Source organism: Streptomyces sp. NRRL B-24085 (genome assembly GCF_001282115.1).
In the GTDB taxonomy this organism is placed as follows: Bacteria; Actinomycetota; Actinomycetes; order Streptomycetales; family Streptomycetaceae; genus Streptomyces.
In genome coordinates this window covers 1-18360 of record NZ_LJBR01000210.1, presented here as the reverse complement: position 1 = coordinate 18360, position 18360 = coordinate 1, and the positions used below count along the sequence as shown (strand labels likewise).

Here is an 18360-nt window from a genome sequence, read left to right as displayed (position 1 = left end):
GGCGCAAGGCTATGGGGTGCGGGTGACTTTGTACAAGGGCTTAGGAAAGGGGCTTTATAAAGTCACTCGGCCAGAACGGTACGGACATAGGCGTTGGCGAATTTCGCCTCGGGGTCCAGCTCGCGCGCCAGCTTCCGGAAGTCGCCGAGCCTCGGGTAGCGCTCGCGCAGGATCCCGGCGGGTGTGGTGAACACCTTCCCCCAGTGCGGCCGCGCGTCGAAGGCGTCCAGCGCCGCCTCCAGCCGGCGCACCACCGGAAGCACGGCCGCGGTGTTCTCGATCCAGGTGAAGTGCAGGGCCACGGTGTCCCGGCCGTAGGAGGGGCTCAGCCACTGCCCGTCCGCGGCCACGGTCCGCACCTCGCAGGTCTGGAGCACCCCGGAGACGCTCTCCCGAATGGCGTCCACCGCGTGCAGCGCCTCGACGGCGTGCTCGCGCGGCAGCAGGTACTCCGACTGGAGCTCCGCCCCGCTGCTCGGTGTGAACTCGGCCCGGAAGTGCGGCAGCCGGTCGTGCCAGGGCCCCGGCACCCCGGACTGCTCGGTGCAGTTGACCGCGGGCATCCCCGGCACCGGGTGCATCTTCTCGGTGGCGGGGGCGGCCCACGGGAAGTCGGCGAGGGGCTGGTCGGTCCGCCGTTTGATCCAGACCTGACGGAAGCCGGGCGCACGCCAGTCGGTGAACAGGCTGACGCTGTACGCCGTCGACATGACCGTCTCGAAGGCGGCCGAGTCCAGCCCGGCAAGGGGCAGTTCGGTGAAGACGTACTGCTCCACGTCGAAGGTGGGCACGAGGTCCAGGGTGAGCGCGGTGACGACACCGAGGGCGCCCAGCGAGGTGACCGCGCCGGCGAAGCGCGGGTCGTCCCGGCCGACGGTCAGCGGCGAGCCGTCCGCCGTGACCAGCTCCACCTCCCGCACGGCCGACGAGAGCGGGCCGTTGCCGACGCCCGAGCCGTGGGTGCCGGTCGCCACCGAGCCGGCCACGGAGATGTGCGGCAGCGAGGCCATGTTGGACAGCGCGAGGCCGTGGGCGTGCACCACGCGCGCGAGTTCGGCGTACCGGACGCCGCCCGAGACCCGTACCGTACGGGCCGCGGTGTCCACGTCGGTCACCGGCGGCAGACCGGCGACGGAGAGAAGGACGCCCTCCGGGCCCGGCTCGGCGATCTCGTTGAAGGAGTGCCCGCTGCCCAGCACCCGTACCCGCGCGCTGTCCGCGACCAGCGCGGCGAGTGCGTCGAGCGAGTGGGGCCGGGGCAGTTCCTTGGCGGAGTAGGTGATGTTCCCCGCCCAGTTGGTGATCGTCTCCGACATGTCCGTCGTTCCTCCAAGGGAGTGCGTATGCGTTGACCCTCTCATTTGTCGGGGCCTACCGTAGAGAGCGTTTTCTACCGTCTTTCCGTCGGTCTGGAGGATCACCACCTTGCCCGAGCGACCCCAGGCGCTGTTCGCCATGACCTCCGAGAACGTGCCGCTCGTCTTCCCGCCCGAGGTGCTGGCACGGCTGCGGGAGTGGGTGGACATCGATCCCGCGGTGGTGGCCGAGGACCTCACCGACCCGGCTCTCGCGGACGTCCTGGCCCGCACCGAGATCCTCGTGACCGGGTGGGGCTGCCCGCGCCTGGACGCCGCCGCCCTCGACGCGGCCCCGAAACTGCGGGCCGTCCTGCACGCGGCCGGCTCGGTCAAGGGCTTCGCCACCCCCGAGGTCTGGCAGCGCGGCATCGTCGTCTCCTCGGCGGCCGAGGCCAACGCGGTGCCCGTGGCCGAGTACACGCTCGCCGTGATCCTGCTCGCCGGCAAGGACGTCTTCGTGCGCCGCGAGCGGATGCGCGCCGAGCGGTCCGCTCCCGCCTGGGGGGTCGTGCCCGGCATCGGCAGCCACGGGCGGCGGGTCGGGGTGATCGGGGCGTCCCGGATCGGGCGCAAGGTGATCGAGCTGCTGCGCCCGTTCGACCTCGCGGTGACCCTGACCGACCCGTACCTCGACGATGCGGGCGCCGCCGAACTGGGCGTCCCGCTGGCGGGGCTGGACGACCTCCTGCGCACCAGCGAGATCGTGACCGTGCACGCCCCGGAGACCCCCGAGACCCGGCACCTCATCGGCCGCCGCGAGCTGGCCCTGATGCCCGACGGGGCGGTCCTGGTCAACACCGCGCGGGGGAGCCTGGTCGACACCGACGCCCTCGTGGACGAACTGCGCGCCGGCCGCCTGTCCGCCGTCCTCGACGTCACCGACCCCGAGCCCCTGCCCGCCGACTCGCCCCTGCACGATCTGCCGAACGCCTTCGTCACCCCGCACCTGGCGGGGTCCCAGGGCAACGAGCTGGCGCGGCTGGGGCTGGCGGTCGCCGAAGAGGCCGAGCGGGTCGTGTCGGGGGCGGGGCTCGCGTGGCCGGTGGACTACGCCCGGCTGGAGCGAACGGCCTGAGGTACGGATTTCGTTGTTCTCGGCCCGTCTCAAGGGCCAGCCGCCCGGGAGACTGGTCTCGGGATCACCGGATCAGTAGCGTCTCGGTTCATGCTTCCTGATCAGCTCCCCGAGACCGACCTCACCCGCCACCGGCGTCTGCGCGAGCAGGGCAGTCGGGACCGGGCCGATCTGGAGGCGATCCTCGACGCCGGGTTCGTCTGCCATCTCGGGGTCGTGGTCGAGGGGCGGCCGATCGTCGTGCCCACGGTGTACGGGCGGCACGAGCGGCAGCTCTACGTGCACGGCTCGGTGGCCAGCCGGAGCCTCGCGGGCGGTGTGCCGGTCTGCGTCACGGTCACCCACGTCGACGGGCTGGTCCTCGCGCGGTCCGTCTTCGAGCACGGCGTCAACTACCGCAGCGCCATGATCCACGGCGAGGCCCGCAAGGTGACCGACCCCGAGGAGAAGCTGGCGGGCCTGCGCCGGCTCACCGAGCACGCGACGCCCGGGCAGTGGTCGTACGCCCGGCAGCCGAGCCGGAAGGAACTCGCGGCCACCACCCTGCTCGCCCTCCGCCTCGACGAGGCCTCCGTCAAGATCCGCACCGGCGCGCCCGAGGACGGGGACGGACCCGACGCCGAGCTGGGGCTCTGGGCCGGTGTGCTTCCGCTCACGTCCGTGTGGGGCGCGCCCGTTCCCGACCCGGCACTGCCCCCGGAAACGCCCGTACCACCCCATATCTCACGCCGTGAGGGGACCCGGCACGGATGATGTCCGAGCGAGGGCATACCGTGAGGAGTCGTACGTCCGATCCGGGAGGAGATACGGGATGGGCAGCCGTACCGCGCTGGTCGAGGATCTGATGGAGCGTTTCCCGCAGGTTCCGCGGGAAGCCGTCTTCAAGGAGGACCTGTTGCGGGGTGGCGTGGCCTTCGACCCGTCCGCCCTCAGCGACAACGAGTCGGGCGAGGTGAAGCCGAAGTCCTACTTCATCTTCTCCTTCGATCACGGCACCCTGCCGGAGCTGGGCGAGGCCGCGCTGCGCCGCCCGCCGGAGGAGATCATCCTCACCGGCGGCCCCTACGACCTCCGCAGGACCGTCGTCTCGGTGCGGGTGAACCCGGCCTCGCCCTACCGTGTCGCCGCCGACGACACCGGCATGCTGGGGCTCTACCTCGACGGCAGGCGGATCGCCGACGTGGGTGTGCCGCCGATGCCGGAGTACTACCGGCACAAGCTCTCCAGCGGCAAGTCCGTCATGGAGGTCGCCCCGACGATCCAGTGGGGCTACCTCATCTACCTGACCGTCTTCCGGGTCTGCCAGTACTTCGGCGCCAAGGAGGAGTGCCAGTACTGCGACATCAACCACAACTGGCGCCAGCACAAGGCGGCCGGGCGGCCGTACACCGGGGTCAAGGACGTCGAGGAGGTCCTCGAAGCCCTGGAGATCATCGACCGGTACGACACCGCCAAGGCGTCTACCGCCTACACGCTCACCGGCGGCGCGATCACCAAGACCGTCTCCGGTCGGGACGAGGCCGACTTCTACGGCCACTACGCCAAGGCCATCGAGGAGCGCTTCCCGGGCCGCTGGATCGGCAAGGTCGTGGCCCAGGCGCTGCCGCGGGACGACGTGCAGCGGTTCAAGGACTACGGCGTGCAGATCTACCACCCCAACTACGAGGTGTGGGACGAGTACCTCTTCAAGATGTACTGCCCGGGCAAGGAGCGGTACGTCGGCCGGGACGTGTGGCACAAGCGGATCCTGGACTCGGCCGAGGTGTTCGGCGCGCGCAACGTCATCCCCAACTTCGTGGCGGGCGTGGAGATGGCCGAGCCCTTCGGGTTCAAGACGGTCGACGAGGCCATCGCGTCCACCACCGAGGGCCTGCGCTTCTTCATGTCGCACGGCATCACGCCCCGCTTCACCACCTGGTGCCCCGAGCCCACGACCCCGCTCGGCAAGGCCAACCCGCAGGGCGCGCCGCTGGAGTACCACATCCGGCTGCTCCAGGCGTACCGCCAGACCATGGAGGACTTCGGTCTCTCCTCGCCCCCCGGGTACGGCCCGCCCGGACCCGGCCGTGCCGTCTTCTCGGTGAGCTCCTTCATGGACAGTCTCCCGGCGGCGCCGGAACCGGCCGAGGTCTGACCCCGCACGACGAGCGGCTCCGGGCGGCTTGCGCGGCCGCCCGGCACGGTGCTGACGTCCCGTCCGGCTCCACGTGGTCCCGGCTGCTGCCCGCCCACGGCGGATTTCTCATCACGGGTGGTTCCCGTGTGGCGGGATTGATACGTTCCCGCTTCCGGTCCGTACTCCAGGGCGCGACTTGGCGCACCACCATGCCGTGGGGGAGTGGACCGAACCCTCGGTAACCGTTTTGAATAGCCTGCTTGTCAGTTGTGTGGGAGACGTGAAAGGCTCCTGTCCTGCCGCGAGGTTCCCCCCAACTCCTTTGCCAGTATGGCGAGTTGACCTCGCTTTGGATGCAGGAGACCCATGCCCGACCTGCCGACCCCCCAGGACGCCGCCGAGGCCGCGCTGTTCTCCGAGTGCTGGGATGCCGTGCTGTCGTACGCCGATCTGTGCACGGCCGGCTCCACCGCCGCCACGGACCTGGCCAGGGAAGCGTTCTCCCTCGGCATGCGTGAGGCGCGGGAGGCGGAGGCCGCCGTCCGCGGTGCCGGCCGCCGTACCGCCCGGCTGCCCCGAATACCCCTGCTGCTCACCGCCGTTCGCACCACCGCCGCGGACTGGGAGACCCAGGGCCTCGGCCACCGCCTCGACCCCGACCTGCGGCTGTGGCTCAACTCCGACAAGGCCGCCCGCTACACCGGCCCGCCGCTTCAGCGCCCCATCGCCCTGCGCGGACTGCGCGACCTCCAGGCGGCCGACGCCGAACTGCTGTGGCTGGCCGAGGTGGAGGCGCTGCCGCTGCCCGTGGTGGCCCGCCGGCTCGGCCTCGACCCGGCCACGGTGGGTGACGAACTCGCCCAGGTGCGGGGGCTGTTCCGGGACCGCAGCCACCGCAACCACCTCGACATGCCGATGGACGCGCAGTGCCGCAGCTACGCCCGGCTGCTGGACGCCGTCACCCGCTCCACCTCCGGCGAGACTCCGGAGGACCTGTCCCGCCATCTGGCGCACTGCCGGCAGTGCGCGGAGGCCGCCGCCTGTCTGCGCCTGCACGGCGGAGGGCTGCCCGCGGCCCTCGCGGGCGGAGTGATCGGCTGGGGCGGACTCGCCTACCTGGAGCGGCGCCGCCGGGCCGCCGAGGTACGCCTCGGCGCGGGACGCCCGCCGGCGCTGGAGAGCGGACCCCCCAACCCCGGCGCGCACAAGGCGAAGGTGGTGCGCAACGGGCTGCTCGTCGCCGCCGTCCTCGTCTCGCTGCTCGCCCTCGCGGTCTCGATGATGCCGGGCGACGACATGGACAACGGCGCCGCCGGACCCGGTGCCTCCGCCGAGGGCCAGCCGGTGGCCAACCCCACCGCGTCCGTCCCCACCGCCACCTCGCGGGCGCCGGGCTCCACCGGGACCTCCGGCACTCCCACGGGGAACCCGTCGGAGTCCACGGGCGTGAAGAACTCCGACCCGGAACCCCAGGGCACCTCCTCGGGCGGCGCCGAGGAACCGGAGCCCGACGAGAGCGCAACGCCGGTCTGCCGGGTCGAGTACTCCCTCGTCAACCAGTGGCCCGACGGCTTCCAGGCCGAGGTCACCGTCACCACCCCCGAGGCGCTGGACGACTGGCGGGTCACCTGGTCCTTCAAGGACGGCCAGAAGGTGACGCAGATGTGGGACGCGGACTACACCCAGAGCGGCGCGAAGGTCACCGCGACCGCCGCCGACTACGACAAGTCGGTCCCCGCGGACGGTTCGCTCTCCTTCGGCTTCCTCGCCTCCTGGCAGAGCAGGAACGCCCCGGCGTACGGCTTCTCCGTCAACGGGCGGGAGTGCGTGAGGTCCTGACAGCGACCGCGGGGTCGCTCATGCACGTCTCCCGCGCGGGGGTGCAGTCGGAGCGCGCCCGGCTCCACCCACCCAGGGGCGCGGGGAACTGCGCGACCAACCCCCTCCGGCCCGCACCCGTCAAACCGACTCGCCCCTACGGCGCCGCCCACAGCCCCCGCACATGACCGATGTGCCGGGTCATGACCTCCCGCACCGCCGGCTCGTCGCGGGCGACCAGCGCGTCGAGGAGTTCGAGGTGCTCCTCCGCGGAGGCCAGCAGGCGGCCGGACTGCACCAGCGGGGTCAGTCCGTACAGCCGCGACCGCTTGCGGAGGTCGCCGACCACCTCCACCAGGTGGGCGTTGCCCGCGAGGGCGAGCAGTCCGAGGTGGAAGCGGGTGTCGGCCTCGACGTACGCGATGAGGTCACCGGACACCGCCGCCTGGACGATCTCCCGGGCCGCCGGACGCAACGCCTCCAGCGAGACCGTGTCGGCGGTCGAGGTCAGCTCCACGACGGTGGGGATCTCGATCAGCGCGCGGATGTGCGTGTACTCGTCGAGCTGCTTCTCGGAGACCGCGGTGACCCGGAACCCCTTGTTGGGGACGGTGTCGACCAAGCCCTCCTTGGCGAGGTCGAGCATGGCCTCGCGCACGGGTGTGGCCGACACACCGAAGCGGGCGGCGAGCGCGGGCGCCGAGTACACCTGTCCCGGCAGCAGTTCGCCCGCGATCAGCGCGGCCCGCAGGGCGTCGGCGACCCGCTCCCGGTAGCTGCTCTTCTTGCCGCCGAGGACGGGCAGAGCGGGGGTGTCGAGTCGCTGGGCGGCCATGAGGGGCATCTCCTAGTGGTGCAATGTCACGCGGCACCGGGCATTATCCTCGACGCGCTCAGAGGACGAATCCCGCCGGGAACGGATCGGTGGGGTCGAGCAGGTACTGGGCCGTGCCGGTGATCCACGCCCGCCCGGTGAAGCTGGGCAGCACGGCGGGGCGGCCCGCCACCTCGGTGGTGCCGAGGAGCCGGCCCGTGAACCGCGTCCCGATGAAGGACTCGTTCACGAACTCGGTGTGCAGCGGGAGTTCGCCGCGCGCGTGCAGCTGGGCCATGCGCGCGCTGGTGCCGGTGCCGCAGGGGGAGCGGTCGAACCAGCCCGGGTGGATGGCCATCGCGTGCCGGGAGTGCCGGGCGGTGGCCCCGGGCGCGATCAGATGGACGTGGTGGCAGCCGCGGATGGACGGGTCCTCCGGGTGGACGGGCTCCTCCTCGGCGTTGATCGCCGCCATGAGGGACAGCCCCGCCTGGAGGATGTCGTCCTTGCGCTCCCGGTCGAAGGGCAGCCCGAACTCCTCCAGCGGCAGGATGGCGTAGAAGTTGCCGCCGTACGCCAGGTCGTACGTCACCGTCCGCCCGTCGGCCAGGGCGATCTTGCGGTCCAGGGCGACGGAGAAGGACGGCACGTTCCGGAGCGTGACGTTCTTCGCCCGGCCGTCCTCCACCGCGACCTCGGCGACGACCAGGCCCGCCGGGGTGTCGAGCCGGATCGTGGTGACCGGCTCGACGACCTCGACCATCCCGGTCTCCACCAGCACGGTCGCCACTCCGATCGTGCCGTGCCCGCACATCGGCAGATAGCCCGAGACCTCGATGTAGACGACACCCCAGTCGCAGTCCGGGCGGGCCGGCGGCTGGAGGATCGCCCCGCTCATCGCCGAGTGCCCGCGCGGCTCGTTCATCAGGAGCTGCTTGACGTCGTCGCGGTGCTCACGGAACCACAGCCGCCGCTCGTTCATGGTCGCGCCGGGGATCGTGCCGATCCCGCCGGTGATCACGCGGGTGGGCATGCCCTCGGTGTGCGAGTCGACGGCGTGCAGGACGAGTTTGCTGCGCATGACGCTCCTGGTGGTCGGGGGGACGGTTCGGGGCTACGCGAGTCCGGCCGCGACCGCCTTCTCGGTGGCGGCCCGCACGACGGCCTCCTGCTCGGGCAGCAGCGGGACCCGCGGCGGACGGCACCTCCCGCCGTGACGGCCCACGATGTCCATCGACAACTTGATGGCCTGCACGAACTCGACCTTGGAGTCCCAGCGCAGCAGCGGGTGCAACTGCTCGTACAGCTTCTTCGCGGTGGCGAGGTCACCGCTCACCGCGGCCCGGTACAGCTCGACCGACGACCTGGGCAGCGCGTTCGGGTAGCCGGCCACCCAGCCCTTGGCCCCGGCGAGCGCCAGCTCCAGCAGGACGTCGTCGGCGCCGATCAACAGGTCCAGTTCCGGGGCGAGTTCGGCGAGCTGATAGGCGCGCCGGACGTCACCGGAGAACTCCTTGACCGCCTTGATGAATCCCTCCGCGTGCAGCTCGGCCAGCAGCTCGGGCACCAGGTCGACCTTGGTGTCGATGGGGTTGTTGTACGCCACGACCGGCAGGCCGGCCTTCGCGACCTCGGCGTAGTGCGCGAGCACCGACCGCTCGTCGGCCCGATAGGCGTTGGGCGGCAGCAGCATCACGGACGCACAGCCCGCGTCGCGCGCCTGCTCGGCCCAGCGCCGGGACTCCGCCGAGCCGTACGCGGCCACACCCGGCATCACCCGCTCACCGCCGATCGCCGCCACGGCCGTCTCCACGACCCTGGCCCGCTCCTCGGGCGTGAGCACCTGGTACTCCCCGAGCGAGCCGTTCGGTACGACACCGTCGCAGCCGTTCTCGACCAGCCAGGCGCAGTGCTCGGCGTACCTGCCGTGGTCCACGGACAGGTCGTCGTCCAGGGGGAGCGCGGTGGCGACGAGGACACCGCGCCAGGGGCGGAGCTCGGTGGTGGTCATGGCGTATCCCTCTCAGTGGGGTGTGACATGTTACTGATCCCGGTCCTTGCCGGGCCTCTTCTCCGGTTCACGGCCTTCCGGCTCCCCGGCCTCCCCGGCCCGCGCCAGCACGCCCAGCGGCACCGGCCGCGCGAACGGTCTGCGGCCCGCCGTCTCCGCGCACCCGGCGACCCCGGCCACCCCGGGCCCGCACACCCGGCCCTGGCACCAGCCCATCCCGGCCCGCGTGAGCAGCTTCACGGTCCGCAGATCACCGGCTCCCAGCTCCTGGACCGCCTCGCGCACGGCACCGGCCGACACCTCCTCGCAGCGGCACACCACGGTCTCGTCGGTGACCTGCTCGGTCCAGTGCGCGGGCGGCGTGTACACCGAGTCGACGGCGGCGAAGAAGGCCCGCAGCCGCTGCCGGGTCCGCGCGGCGGCCGCCCACTCGCCCGGGTCCGGCGTCCGCCCGGCCAGCCGTGCCGCGATCGACCGCCCGGCGATGTGCCCCTCGGCGAGCGACAGCGCCGAGCCACCGATGCCGGTGGTCTCGCCCGCCGCCCACACGCCCGGCACGTCGGTGCGCTGCTCGTCGTCGACGTGCACGTCCGTCCCGTCGACCCGGCAGCCCAGCGCGTCGGCGAGGTCGGTGTGCGGCAGCATGCCGTGGCCCACGGCGAGGGTGTCGCACCCGATGCGCCGCCGGGTGTCCGGGCGTACCCGTCCCTCCCGGTCGAGGGCCGCGACCGTCACCGCCTCCAGCCGGTCGGAGCCGTGCGCCTCCACCACGGTGTGGCGCGCGAGCGTACGCACCCGGTGCCGGAGCAGCCGGCCCGCGTACCCGGCGCCCTCGGCCAGCTTGTCCGGCCGGACCGCCAGTGCCCGGGACCGCCGTACGAACGACATCGGATCGGCCGAGTCCACCAGCGCCGCCACCGTCGCGCCCGCCGCCGCGAGCCCCGTGGCGACGGGCAGCAGCAGCGGTCCGGTGCCGGCGACGACAGCGGTACGGCCGGGCAGCACGAGCCCGCCCTTGAGCATGGCCTGCGCCCCGCCCGCGGTGACGACCCCGGGCAGCGTCCAGCCGGGGAAGGGCAGCACCTTCTCGTAGCCGCCGGTGGCCAGGAGGACCGCGTCGGCGGGCACCTCGGCCGGTTCGTCCTGCTCGGGGCCGGAGAGGGCGTGCACGGTGAGTCCGGCGCCGTCCCGGCGCTCGACGAACCAGACATGATGATCCGTCAAGTGCCGTGCTCTGCCCGCCCGTACGTGGGTGCGCAGACCGTCCCGGAGGCTCTCCCAGGTCCGCCACTGGTGGTGCAGTGCCCGGGGGTGGCGGGCGCCGAGCTCCGGCGCGGGCTGCCGGTAGAACTGTCCGCCCGCCTCCGGCGCCGAGTCGATCAGCGTGACGCGGACACCGCGGGCCGCCGCCGCGAGGGCGGCCGCGAGCCCGGCCGGGCCCGCGCCGATCACCGCCAGGGTCGGTTCACTCATCGTGGCCGGTCCCCTCCTGTGTGCGGATCGCGTCCCCCGGTCGCAGCCGGACCAGGCAAGCCCGTTGGTTCGGGCGGTCGTTGACGGTCACCAGGCAGTCGAAGCAGACGCCGATGCCGCAGAAGATCCCGCGCGGCCGGCCCTCGCCCCGGGTGGTGCGCCAGGAGGTGACCCCCGCCGTCCACAGCGCGGCGGCGACGGTCTGGCCCGGCAGGGCGCCGATCTCCCGCCCGTCGAGCGTGACGGTGAAGGCGGGACCGGGCTCGGCGCGCACCAGCTCCAGCGGGTTCACGAGGCCTCCCGGGAGACGGACGACGAGCCGGACAGCGAGGCGGGGGCGGGGAAACGGTCGGGCCGGAAGGGCGCGAGGTCCAGTGCGGGAGCCCGCCCGGCCAGCACCTGGGCGATCAACTGCCCGGTCCCGGTGGACAGTCCGATGCCCGCGCCCTCGTGCCCGCACGCGTGGAACAGCCCGGGCGCCCGCGGATCGGGGCCGATCGCGGGCAGGTGGTCGGGCATGTACGGGCGGAAGCCGAGGTAGGTCCGCATGGCGCGCACCCGCTCCAGGAACGGGAACAGCCGGGTCGCGCCCGCCGCCAGCGCCCGCAGCGCGGGCAGCGACAACGAGCGGTCGAAGCCCACCCGTTCACGGGTCGCGCCGATCAGGACCGGCCCCGCAGCCGTCCCCTCGACCACCGGCGAGGTCTGCAGGGCCGCCGAGTCGCTGGCCACGTCGGCCACGTAGTCGGCGGCGTACACCTTGTGGCGGATCAGAAGGGGGAGCGGCTCGGTGACGAGGACGAAGCCGCGCCGGGGGAGCACGGGCAGGTCCGCTCCCGCCAGCGCGGCCAGCTCACCGCCCCAGGTCCCGGCGGCGTTGACGACGTGCGGCGTGTGGATCTCGCCCCGGTCGGTGCGCACCCCGCGGACGGCACCGCCGGCCCCGCGCAGCACCTCGGTCACCGTCGCGCCGGTGAACAGACGGGCGCCCGAGGCCCGTACGAGATGGGCGGCGGCCAGGGTCGGCATGACCTGCGCGTCCTGGGGATACAGCACCCCGCCCGCGAGCCCGGGCGCCAAGTGGGGCTCCAGCTCCCGGAGTTCGGCCGCGTCCACCCGCACCGCCTCGACCCCGGCGGCGCGTTGCCCGGTCGCGAGCCCCTCCAGGGCTTCGAGGCCGTCGGGGCCGGCGGCGACGACCACGCCGCCCTTGGGCTCGTACTCGATCGCCCCGCCGAGCTCCTCGGCCAGCTCGGCCCACAACCGGCCGGACCACAGGGCGAGTTCCAGCTCGGGGCCCGGCTCCTTGTCGGAGACCAGGAGGTTGCCCTCACCGGCGCCGGTGGTGCCGCCGGCCACCGGGCCGCGGTCGACGACGATCACGTCGAGGCCCGCCCGGGCGGCGTACAGCGCACAGGCCGCGCCCACCATCCCGGCTCCGACTACCACGACGTCGCAGGTCAGTCGCTTGGTCACGTCAGTACTATGTCACATGCCGCTGCGGGCGGGAACACCCCGACGGCCACCGACGGCCACCGACGGCCGACCCGGCTGGACCCGGCGGCCGGGGTGTCGGGACGGGCGGGCGGTGTTCACCGGCCCGTCAGTCGAGCTCGCCCGGGTCGGCCGACGGGGTCCGGCCCGCCTGGACGTCCTTCAGCCGGGCCGTGCCCAGTTTCACCGCCTGCTCGGTGCTGTCGCCGTCCACTCCGTCGAGGCCGCCGTTGGTGAGGGTGATGGCGTCCGTGCCCACCCGTACGGCCGCGACGTCGAGGGTGAGCGTGGCGGGCTCACCGCCCGAGGTGCCCTGGACCGTGACCCGCAGCCCCTGACGGGCGTCGCCCTCCTTGGGCAGGGACCGCTCGGTCACCTGCACCGTGTGCTTGGCCCCGGAGTCGTCCGTCACCGTGAACTGGTCGCACTTGACCGGCAAGCTCTTCAGCCAGGAGAAGGAGCTGTCCAGCCCCGCCCTGTCGTAGGCGGCCACCTGGTACAGCAGCCGGGACGAGCCCTCCTCGAAGCCGGTGAGCGCGGACGTCCCGGACGGCTTGCCCAGGAGATCGTCGCCGTAGAGCCGGTCGAGAAGCTTCTGGCAGTCGGCGGCGTCCGCCTTGCCGGTGAGGAAGTCGGCGACGTCCACCTTGCCGACCAGCAGGCTGTCGCGCCAGGTGGCCGCGTTCTTGACCTGGTTCCAGTCGTCCTCCAGATCCGCCTCGGTCACCAGCGCGGCCCGTGCCCCGGCCGGGGTGAGCGCGGCCGGGGACGCCTGTGCGAGCGGCGAGGAGGAGATCTGCGTGGTGTCCGCGCGGTCCTGCCCGCTGTCGTCACCGGCCGAACACGCGGCGGTCGTCAACAGGACACCGGCGGCCAGGGCCGGAGCGAGGACGCGAAGGGGGCGGGACGGGCGCTGGATCATCACGGGCTCTCCTGGAGATGGGGGTCGCCTCCCATGCCACAGCCGCTTCTCCCGGACGACCAGCGCACCGGGCTGTTCGAGTGAGGGGGACGCGCGCGGCGGAGGCCGGGAAACCGGTGGCGCCCCCGACCCGGGCGCCTCTAAGGTGAGACCGCTTCGCACGGCCGCGCTCCGCTGCCGTGCCCCACGAGCGAGGAATGAGGGAGGTGTCGACCGATGGCTGTCCTTGCGATGAGCGCTGCCCGCATCCAGATCATCAAGTCCACCTCCGTGGCCGTCGGCTGACACCCATTCCTTGTGCCGGGGCCACCCTTGTGAAGGGTCTCCCTTGACTTCCAGCTCCACTTCTCAGGTTTTCTCCGCTCTCGCTCCCTACGGCTGGGACGAGGCATGGGCGGACGCGTTCGCCCCCTACGAGTCCGAGGGGCTCCTGCCCGGACGTGTGGTCCGGGTCGACCGCGGGCAGTGCGACGTCGTCACCGCCGACGGGCTGCTGCGGGCGGACACCGCCTTCGTCACCCCGAACGACCCGATGCGGGTGCTGTGCACCGGCGACTGGGCCGTCGTCGAGCCCGGCGGCAATCCGCGTTACGTACGCACGTACCTGCCACGCCGTACCGCCTTCGTCAGGTCCACCTCCTCCAAGCGGTCCGAGGGGCAGATCCTCGCGGCCAACGTCGACCACGCCGTCGTCGCCGTGTCGCTCGCCGTCGAACTCGACCTCGGCCGCATCGAACGCTTCCTCGCCCTGGCCTGGGAGTCCGGCGCCCAGCCCGTGGTCGTGCTCACCAAGGCCGACCTCGTGCCGGACGCCGTGACCCTCTCCCACCTCGTGCAGGACGTGGAGACGACGGCACCGGGGGTCCCGGTGCTGACCGTCAGCGCCCTGGACGGGGAAGGGCTCGACGTGCTCGTCGCCGTCGTCTCCGGCGGTACGACCGTGCTGCTCGGACAGTCCGGCGCGGGGAAGTCGACCCTGGCGAACGTCCTCATCGGCGAGGACGCGATGGCCGTGCGGGCCACCCGGGACGCGGACGGGAAGGGCCGCCACACGACCACCACCCGCAACCTTCTCGCCCTGCCCGGCGGGGGTGTGCTGATCGACACCCCCGGCCTCAGGGGCGTCGGCCTGTGGGACGCCGAGACCGGTGTCGGACAGGTCTTCTCCGAGATCGAGGAACTGGGCCGGCAGTGCCGCTTCCACGACTGCGCGCACGAGAGCGAGCCGGGGTGCGCGGTGCTGGCCGCGATCGACTCCGGTGAACTGCCCGAACGACGGCTGGAGAGCTACCGGAAGCTGATCCGGGAGAACCAGCGGATCGTGGCGAAGACCGACGCGAGGCTCCGTTCGGAGATTCGGAAGGAGTGGAAGAAGCGGGGGGCGCAGGGGAAGGCGGCGATGGAGGCGAAGCGGGGGCGCTGGGCGTAGGCGTTCGGCTGCGGCCGAGTGGGGGCTGGTCGCGCAGTTCCCCGCGCCCCCAAGCAGGTGGGCACAGCCAGGCGGTCCAGGACTGCACCCACCCAGGGGCGCGGGGAACTGCGCGACCAGCCACGACGGACCCGCACCCGGCCACGGACTCGCCGCGCTCCCTCCCCGCACCGCCCTGTCCGATTTCCGCCAGCGGCGCCCCCGCGCACGGCGCAGACTGGAACGCGTGATGGACGAGGACACCAGGTACGAAGCGGTCCGCAGCCGGGACGCCCGGTTCGACGGGGAGTTCTTCTTCGCCGTCGAGACGACCGGCATCTACTGCCGGCCGAGCTGTCCCGCGGTGACCCCGAAGCGCCACAACGTCCGCTTCTACGCGACGGCCGCCGCCGCGCAGGGCTCCGGATTCCGGGCCTGCCGGCGGTGCCGTCCGGACGCGGTGCCCGGCTCCGCGGACTGGAACGTCCGGGCGGACGTGGTGGGCCGGGCGATGCGGCTGATCGGCGACGGCGTCGTCGACCGGGAGGGCGTCGCCGGGCTCGCCGACCGCCTCGGCTACAGCGCGCGCCAGGTCCAGCGCCAGCTCACCGCCGAACTCGGCGCGGGGCCCGTCGCCCTGGCCCGCGCCCAGCGCGCCCACACCGCGCGCGTCCTGCTCCAGACCACCGGCCTGCCGGTCACGGAGATCGCCTTCGCGTCGGGCTTCGCCAGCGTCCGGCAGTTCAACGACACGATCCGCGAGATCTACGCCGCCACCCCCAGCGCCCTGCGGGCCGCCGCCCGGACCGCCCGCCGCGCGGCCACCCCCACCGCGGGCATCCCGCTACGGCTCGCCCACCGCGGCCCCTACCGCTCCGGCACCGTCTTCGACCTGCTGGAGAGCGAGGCCGTGCCCGGCGTCGAGGAGGTGACCGGACCACCCGGCCGCCGCACCTACCGCCGCACCCTCCGGCTTCCGCACGGCACCGGCATCGTCGCCGTCCACGAACGCCCCGGCACCACCAGGACCGCCACCGGCGCCCACCCCGGCGGCTGGCTCGACGCCCAACTGCACCTCACCGACCCGCGCGACCTGACCACCGCCGTCGGACGGCTGCGGCGGCTCTTCGACCTCGACGCCGATCCGTACGCCGTCGACGGGCGGCTCGGCGCGGACCCCCGGCTCGCCCCCCTGGTCGCCGCCCGCCCCGGCCTCCGGTCGCCCGGCGCCGCCGACCCCGAGGAGCTCGCCGTACGGGCACTGGTGGGCCGTACCGCATCCGAACGCCTCGTCCAGCGGTACGGCAAGACCCTGGACGCGCCCTGCGGCGGCCTCACCCACCTCTTCCCCGAACCCGCGGCCCTGTCCGAGGCGGCCGGCCCGCTGGGCACGCTCGCCACCGCCCTCGCCGATGGCGCCCTGCGGCTCGACCCGGGCGCGGACCGCGACGAGGCGCAGCGCGCGCTGCTCGCCCTGCCCGGCCTGGACGCCCGTACCGTCGCCGTCGTCCGCAGCCGTGCCCTCGGCGACCCCGACGTGGCCCCACCGGGCCTCGACACCCCCGACACCTGGCGCCCCTGGCGCTCCTATGCCTGGCAACACCTGCGTGCAGCAGGGGAGTTGGAGTAACCATGCCCATCCGCTGGACCCGTCTCGACAGCCCCGTCGGCAGTCTGCTCCTCACCGCCGACGACACCGGCGCACTGACCTCGCTGTCCGTCCCCGGACAGCGGAACGGCCGTACCGTCCAGGACGGCTGGTACCACGACCCCACCCCCTTCCGGGCCGCCCAGGAGCAGCTCGCCGCCTACTTCGCCGGTGAACTCAAGGAGTTCGAGCTGGAGTTGCGTCCGGAAGGCACCGAGTTCCGGACCCGCGTCTGGGACGCCCTCGACGACGTCCCGTACGGCGCGACGGTGACGTACGGCGAGATCGCCGCGCGTGTCGGGGCCTCCCGCGTCGCCGTACGGGCCGTGGGCGGCGCGGTCGGCGCCAACCCCCTGCTGATCCTCCGCCCGTGCCACCGGGTGATCGGTGCGAACGGCACGCTCACCGGGTACGCGGGCGGTCTGGAGCGCAAGACCGCCCTGCTCGCCCTCGAAGGCGCCCTCTAGGACTCCTCCAGTCCCCAGCTGTGGATGCGCCGCGGGTGGATGCGGATCAGCTCCTCGCTGAAGTGGGGGCCCAACTCGTGCGGGCCGGTGAGGAGTTCCGCCTCCCTGCGGATGTCGATGCCGCGCACCGTCCACGGCTTCAGGCTGACGATGTCGTCGACGACCAGCGCGACCTTCGGGTTCGTCCGCAGGTTGCGCCACTTCTTGGTGCGGCCCATCGCGTGGCCGCCGATCAGGATGGTGCCGTCGTCCTGCGGGAAGAAGCCGACCGGGTTCGCCTGCGGCTGTCCCTGCGGGTCGACGGTGGCCAGTCTGCCCAGCCGCTGGGACTTCAGGTACGCGCGTTCGGCCTCGCTGAATTCGGTCATGGCAGCCACCCAAACACGCGCGGGCGGCCCGCACATCGGACTCTCGTCCTAGGCATGCCCGGGTCCTGCGGTCCCGCGTCAGCCCCACAGCACCGCACCCAGCCACGCGCCCATGATCAGCAGGCAGGTGAACAGTTCCGCCAGCACGCTGGAGCCGCCCGAGCGCATCGCCGTGCGCAGCGCGGCCCTCGCCTCGCCGTGGCGGCCGAGGCGGAGCCGTTCGGAGACGTAGATGCCGGCCATGAACCCGGGGATCGCACCGAGCACGGGGATCAGGAAGAACCCGAGGAACGCGCCCGCCCCGGCGTACACACCCGTGCGCGGGCCCGCCCCGCTCGTCCGCAGTTGGCGCGGCGGCAGCGCCCAGCGCACCACCTGGGAGAGGAACAGGGCGACCGTGGCCCCCACGAGCACGCCCCACGCGACCGGCTGCGGGTCCTTGAGGGCCCACCACAGGACCGCGGCCCACACGAGCCACGACCCCGGCACACCGGGCACCAGAACCCCGACCAGGCCGAACAGCATGACCAGGCCGACCAGCAGGAGGTCCCACGCTCCCATTCGTCCAGGGTGCAGGAGGACGGCGGCGAACGCAGAGCAGGGAGGTTCGCGGGGCTGTTCCGGCGGGCACCCGGTGAGGGACCCGGGGCGGGCGGCACAGGGAACGACGTCGTCCGTCACAGCTCCACGACAGGTGGGCCGGGCACACTCGGGCCGAGCCGGCCGGCACGTGGCCCGAGCCGTCCCGGCATCGGGGTCCGGGTCGCTCCGGCGTCGCCGGGCGGTTCTCCCGTGGGGGGTGGAATCGTCCGGCGACCCGTCCGGTGATCCCTTGGGCAACAGGAGTTCGACAGCTCACTCGACACGCCGTTCGACGCGCGTGGCGGAGCTTGATTTTCGGGATGCCCCGTTTTCATACGGCCCCCGCGGTGGACAATTAGGGGCATGAATCAGCAGGGGGGAAGGCCCACCGGTCACGAGGACGACTGGTGGGGGCAGCTCTACGACTCCGCCGACGACACGGGCCCCGCACCGGCCCCGGACACCCTGGACGACCGCTTCGCCTCAGCGGCGGGAGCGGTACGGGACGGGACCGGGGTCCCGGCACCCCGGGTCGAGCGCGGATCCGGGGCGGCTCGGGAGCCTGCACCCGCGGAAGGGGACGGCGGCGACGAGCGGGCGGAACCCGAGGACCAGCGGCTCGGACGAGCCCCGCAGTGGCCCTTCGGGTCCGAGGCGGGGCGTGATGGACAACTCGGGCGAGAAGCGGGGGCTGGAGGTCGGCTGTTCGGGTCCGGGGCAGGGCCTGGTGTTGGAGAGCCTTGGCGTGCGGCGGGGCCTGGTGACGGGCAGCCTGGGCGGGAAGCGGGGGCTGGAGACGGTGGGCC

Annotated in this window: 17 protein-coding genes; 7 read left to right on the top strand and 10 right to left on the bottom strand. The window is 73.0% G+C overall.

What is annotated here, in order from left to right:
- Positions 1–62 precede the first annotated feature (62 nt).
- On the bottom strand, positions 63–1316 hold the full coding sequence (locus AOJ26_RS22790) for a D-arabinono-1,4-lactone oxidase (RefSeq protein WP_053850198.1): 1254 nt from the start codon (positions 1314–1316) through the stop codon (positions 63–65).
- 109 nt (positions 1317–1425) lie between these two features.
- Between AOJ26_RS22790 and AOJ26_RS22785 the strand changes: the two genes are divergently transcribed.
- The 4 genes from AOJ26_RS22785 (at position 1426) to AOJ26_RS22770 (ending at position 6388) form a co-directional block, all read left to right on the top strand.
- Positions 1426–2433, top strand: a complete 1008-nt coding sequence (locus AOJ26_RS22785) for a hydroxyacid dehydrogenase (protein ID WP_053850197.1) — start codon at positions 1426–1428, stop codon at positions 2431–2433.
- A gap of 90 nt (positions 2434–2523) precedes the next feature.
- Positions 2524–3186, top strand: a complete 663-nt coding sequence (locus AOJ26_RS22780) for a pyridoxamine 5'-phosphate oxidase family protein (protein WP_053850196.1) — start codon at positions 2524–2526, stop codon at positions 3184–3186.
- Between the two features lie 58 nt (positions 3187–3244).
- Positions 3245–4567, top strand: a complete 1323-nt coding sequence (locus AOJ26_RS22775) for a radical SAM protein (protein WP_053850195.1) — start codon at positions 3245–3247, stop codon at positions 4565–4567.
- A 348-nt stretch (positions 4568–4915) separates the two neighbouring features.
- Positions 4916–6388 carry a cellulose-binding domain-containing protein gene (locus AOJ26_RS22770; protein WP_053850194.1) on the top strand — a complete coding sequence of 491 codons (1473 nt, stop codon included), beginning with the start codon at positions 4916–4918 and terminating at the stop codon, positions 6386–6388.
- A 136-nt stretch (positions 6389–6524) separates the two neighbouring features.
- Here the strand turns inward: AOJ26_RS22770 and AOJ26_RS22765 are convergent, their stop codons facing one another.
- From AOJ26_RS22765 to AOJ26_RS22735, 7 genes are all read right to left on the bottom strand, one after another.
- Positions 6525–7202: a GntR family transcriptional regulator gene (locus tag AOJ26_RS22765; protein ID WP_053850193.1), complete on the bottom strand. Its 678-nt coding sequence runs from the start codon at positions 7200–7202 to the stop codon at positions 6525–6527.
- Positions 7203–7260: 58 nt separating this feature from the next.
- Positions 7261–8262: a proline racemase family protein gene (locus AOJ26_RS22760; RefSeq protein WP_053850192.1), complete on the bottom strand. Its 1002-nt coding sequence runs from the start codon at positions 8260–8262 to the stop codon at positions 7261–7263.
- A gap of 33 nt (positions 8263–8295) precedes the next feature.
- Complete coding sequence (locus AOJ26_RS22755) at positions 8296–9192, bottom strand: dihydrodipicolinate synthase family protein (protein ID WP_053850191.1); 897 nt, start codon at positions 9190–9192, stop codon at positions 8296–8298.
- 30 nt (positions 9193–9222) lie between these two features.
- A complete protein-coding gene (locus AOJ26_RS22750) occupies positions 9223–10665 on the bottom strand; it encodes an NAD(P)/FAD-dependent oxidoreductase (protein ID WP_053850190.1) in 1443 nt (480 codons plus the stop codon).
- Positions 10658–10957, bottom strand: a complete 300-nt coding sequence (locus tag AOJ26_RS22745; RefSeq protein WP_053850189.1) for a (2Fe-2S)-binding protein — start codon at positions 10955–10957, stop codon at positions 10658–10660. The genes AOJ26_RS22750 and AOJ26_RS22745 overlap by 8 nt, the downstream gene beginning before the upstream one ends.
- Positions 10954–12141 carry an NAD(P)/FAD-dependent oxidoreductase gene (locus AOJ26_RS22740; RefSeq protein ID WP_053850188.1) on the bottom strand — a complete coding sequence of 396 codons (1188 nt, stop codon included), beginning with the start codon at positions 12139–12141 and terminating at the stop codon, positions 10954–10956. The genes AOJ26_RS22745 and AOJ26_RS22740 overlap by 4 nt, the downstream gene beginning before the upstream one ends.
- 127 nt (positions 12142–12268) lie before the next feature.
- Positions 12269–13081 (bottom strand): hypothetical protein, encoded by an 813-nt coding sequence (locus tag AOJ26_RS22735; RefSeq protein WP_053850187.1) that lies wholly within the window; start codon positions 13079–13081, stop codon positions 12269–12271.
- Positions 13082–13409: 328 nt separating this feature from the next.
- On the opposite strand from AOJ26_RS22735, the gene rsgA reads away from it, so the two are divergent.
- The 3 genes from rsgA (at position 13410) to AOJ26_RS22720 (ending at position 16604) form a co-directional block, all read left to right on the top strand.
- A complete protein-coding gene (gene rsgA, locus AOJ26_RS22730; protein WP_053850186.1) occupies positions 13410–14510 on the top strand; it encodes a ribosome small subunit-dependent GTPase A in 1101 nt (366 codons plus the stop codon).
- 229 nt (positions 14511–14739) lie between these two features.
- Positions 14740–16119, top strand: a complete 1380-nt coding sequence (locus AOJ26_RS22725) for a DNA-3-methyladenine glycosylase 2 family protein (protein ID WP_053850185.1) — start codon at positions 14740–14742, stop codon at positions 16117–16119.
- A gap of 2 nt (positions 16120–16121) precedes the next feature.
- Positions 16122–16604 carry a methylated-DNA--[protein]-cysteine S-methyltransferase gene (locus tag AOJ26_RS22720; protein WP_053850184.1) on the top strand — a complete coding sequence of 161 codons (483 nt, stop codon included), beginning with the start codon at positions 16122–16124 and terminating at the stop codon, positions 16602–16604.
- Here the strand turns inward: AOJ26_RS22720 and AOJ26_RS22715 are convergent.
- Positions 16601–16972, bottom strand: a complete 372-nt coding sequence (locus AOJ26_RS22715) for a PPOX class F420-dependent oxidoreductase (protein ID WP_053850183.1) — start codon at positions 16970–16972, stop codon at positions 16601–16603. The two genes, AOJ26_RS22720 and AOJ26_RS22715, sit on opposite strands and share 4 nt — an antisense overlap.
- Before the next feature lie 78 nt (positions 16973–17050).
- Positions 17051–17533, bottom strand: a complete 483-nt coding sequence (locus tag AOJ26_RS22710) for a DUF456 domain-containing protein (protein WP_053850182.1) — start codon at positions 17531–17533, stop codon at positions 17051–17053.
- Positions 17534–18360: the final 827 nt, after the last annotated feature.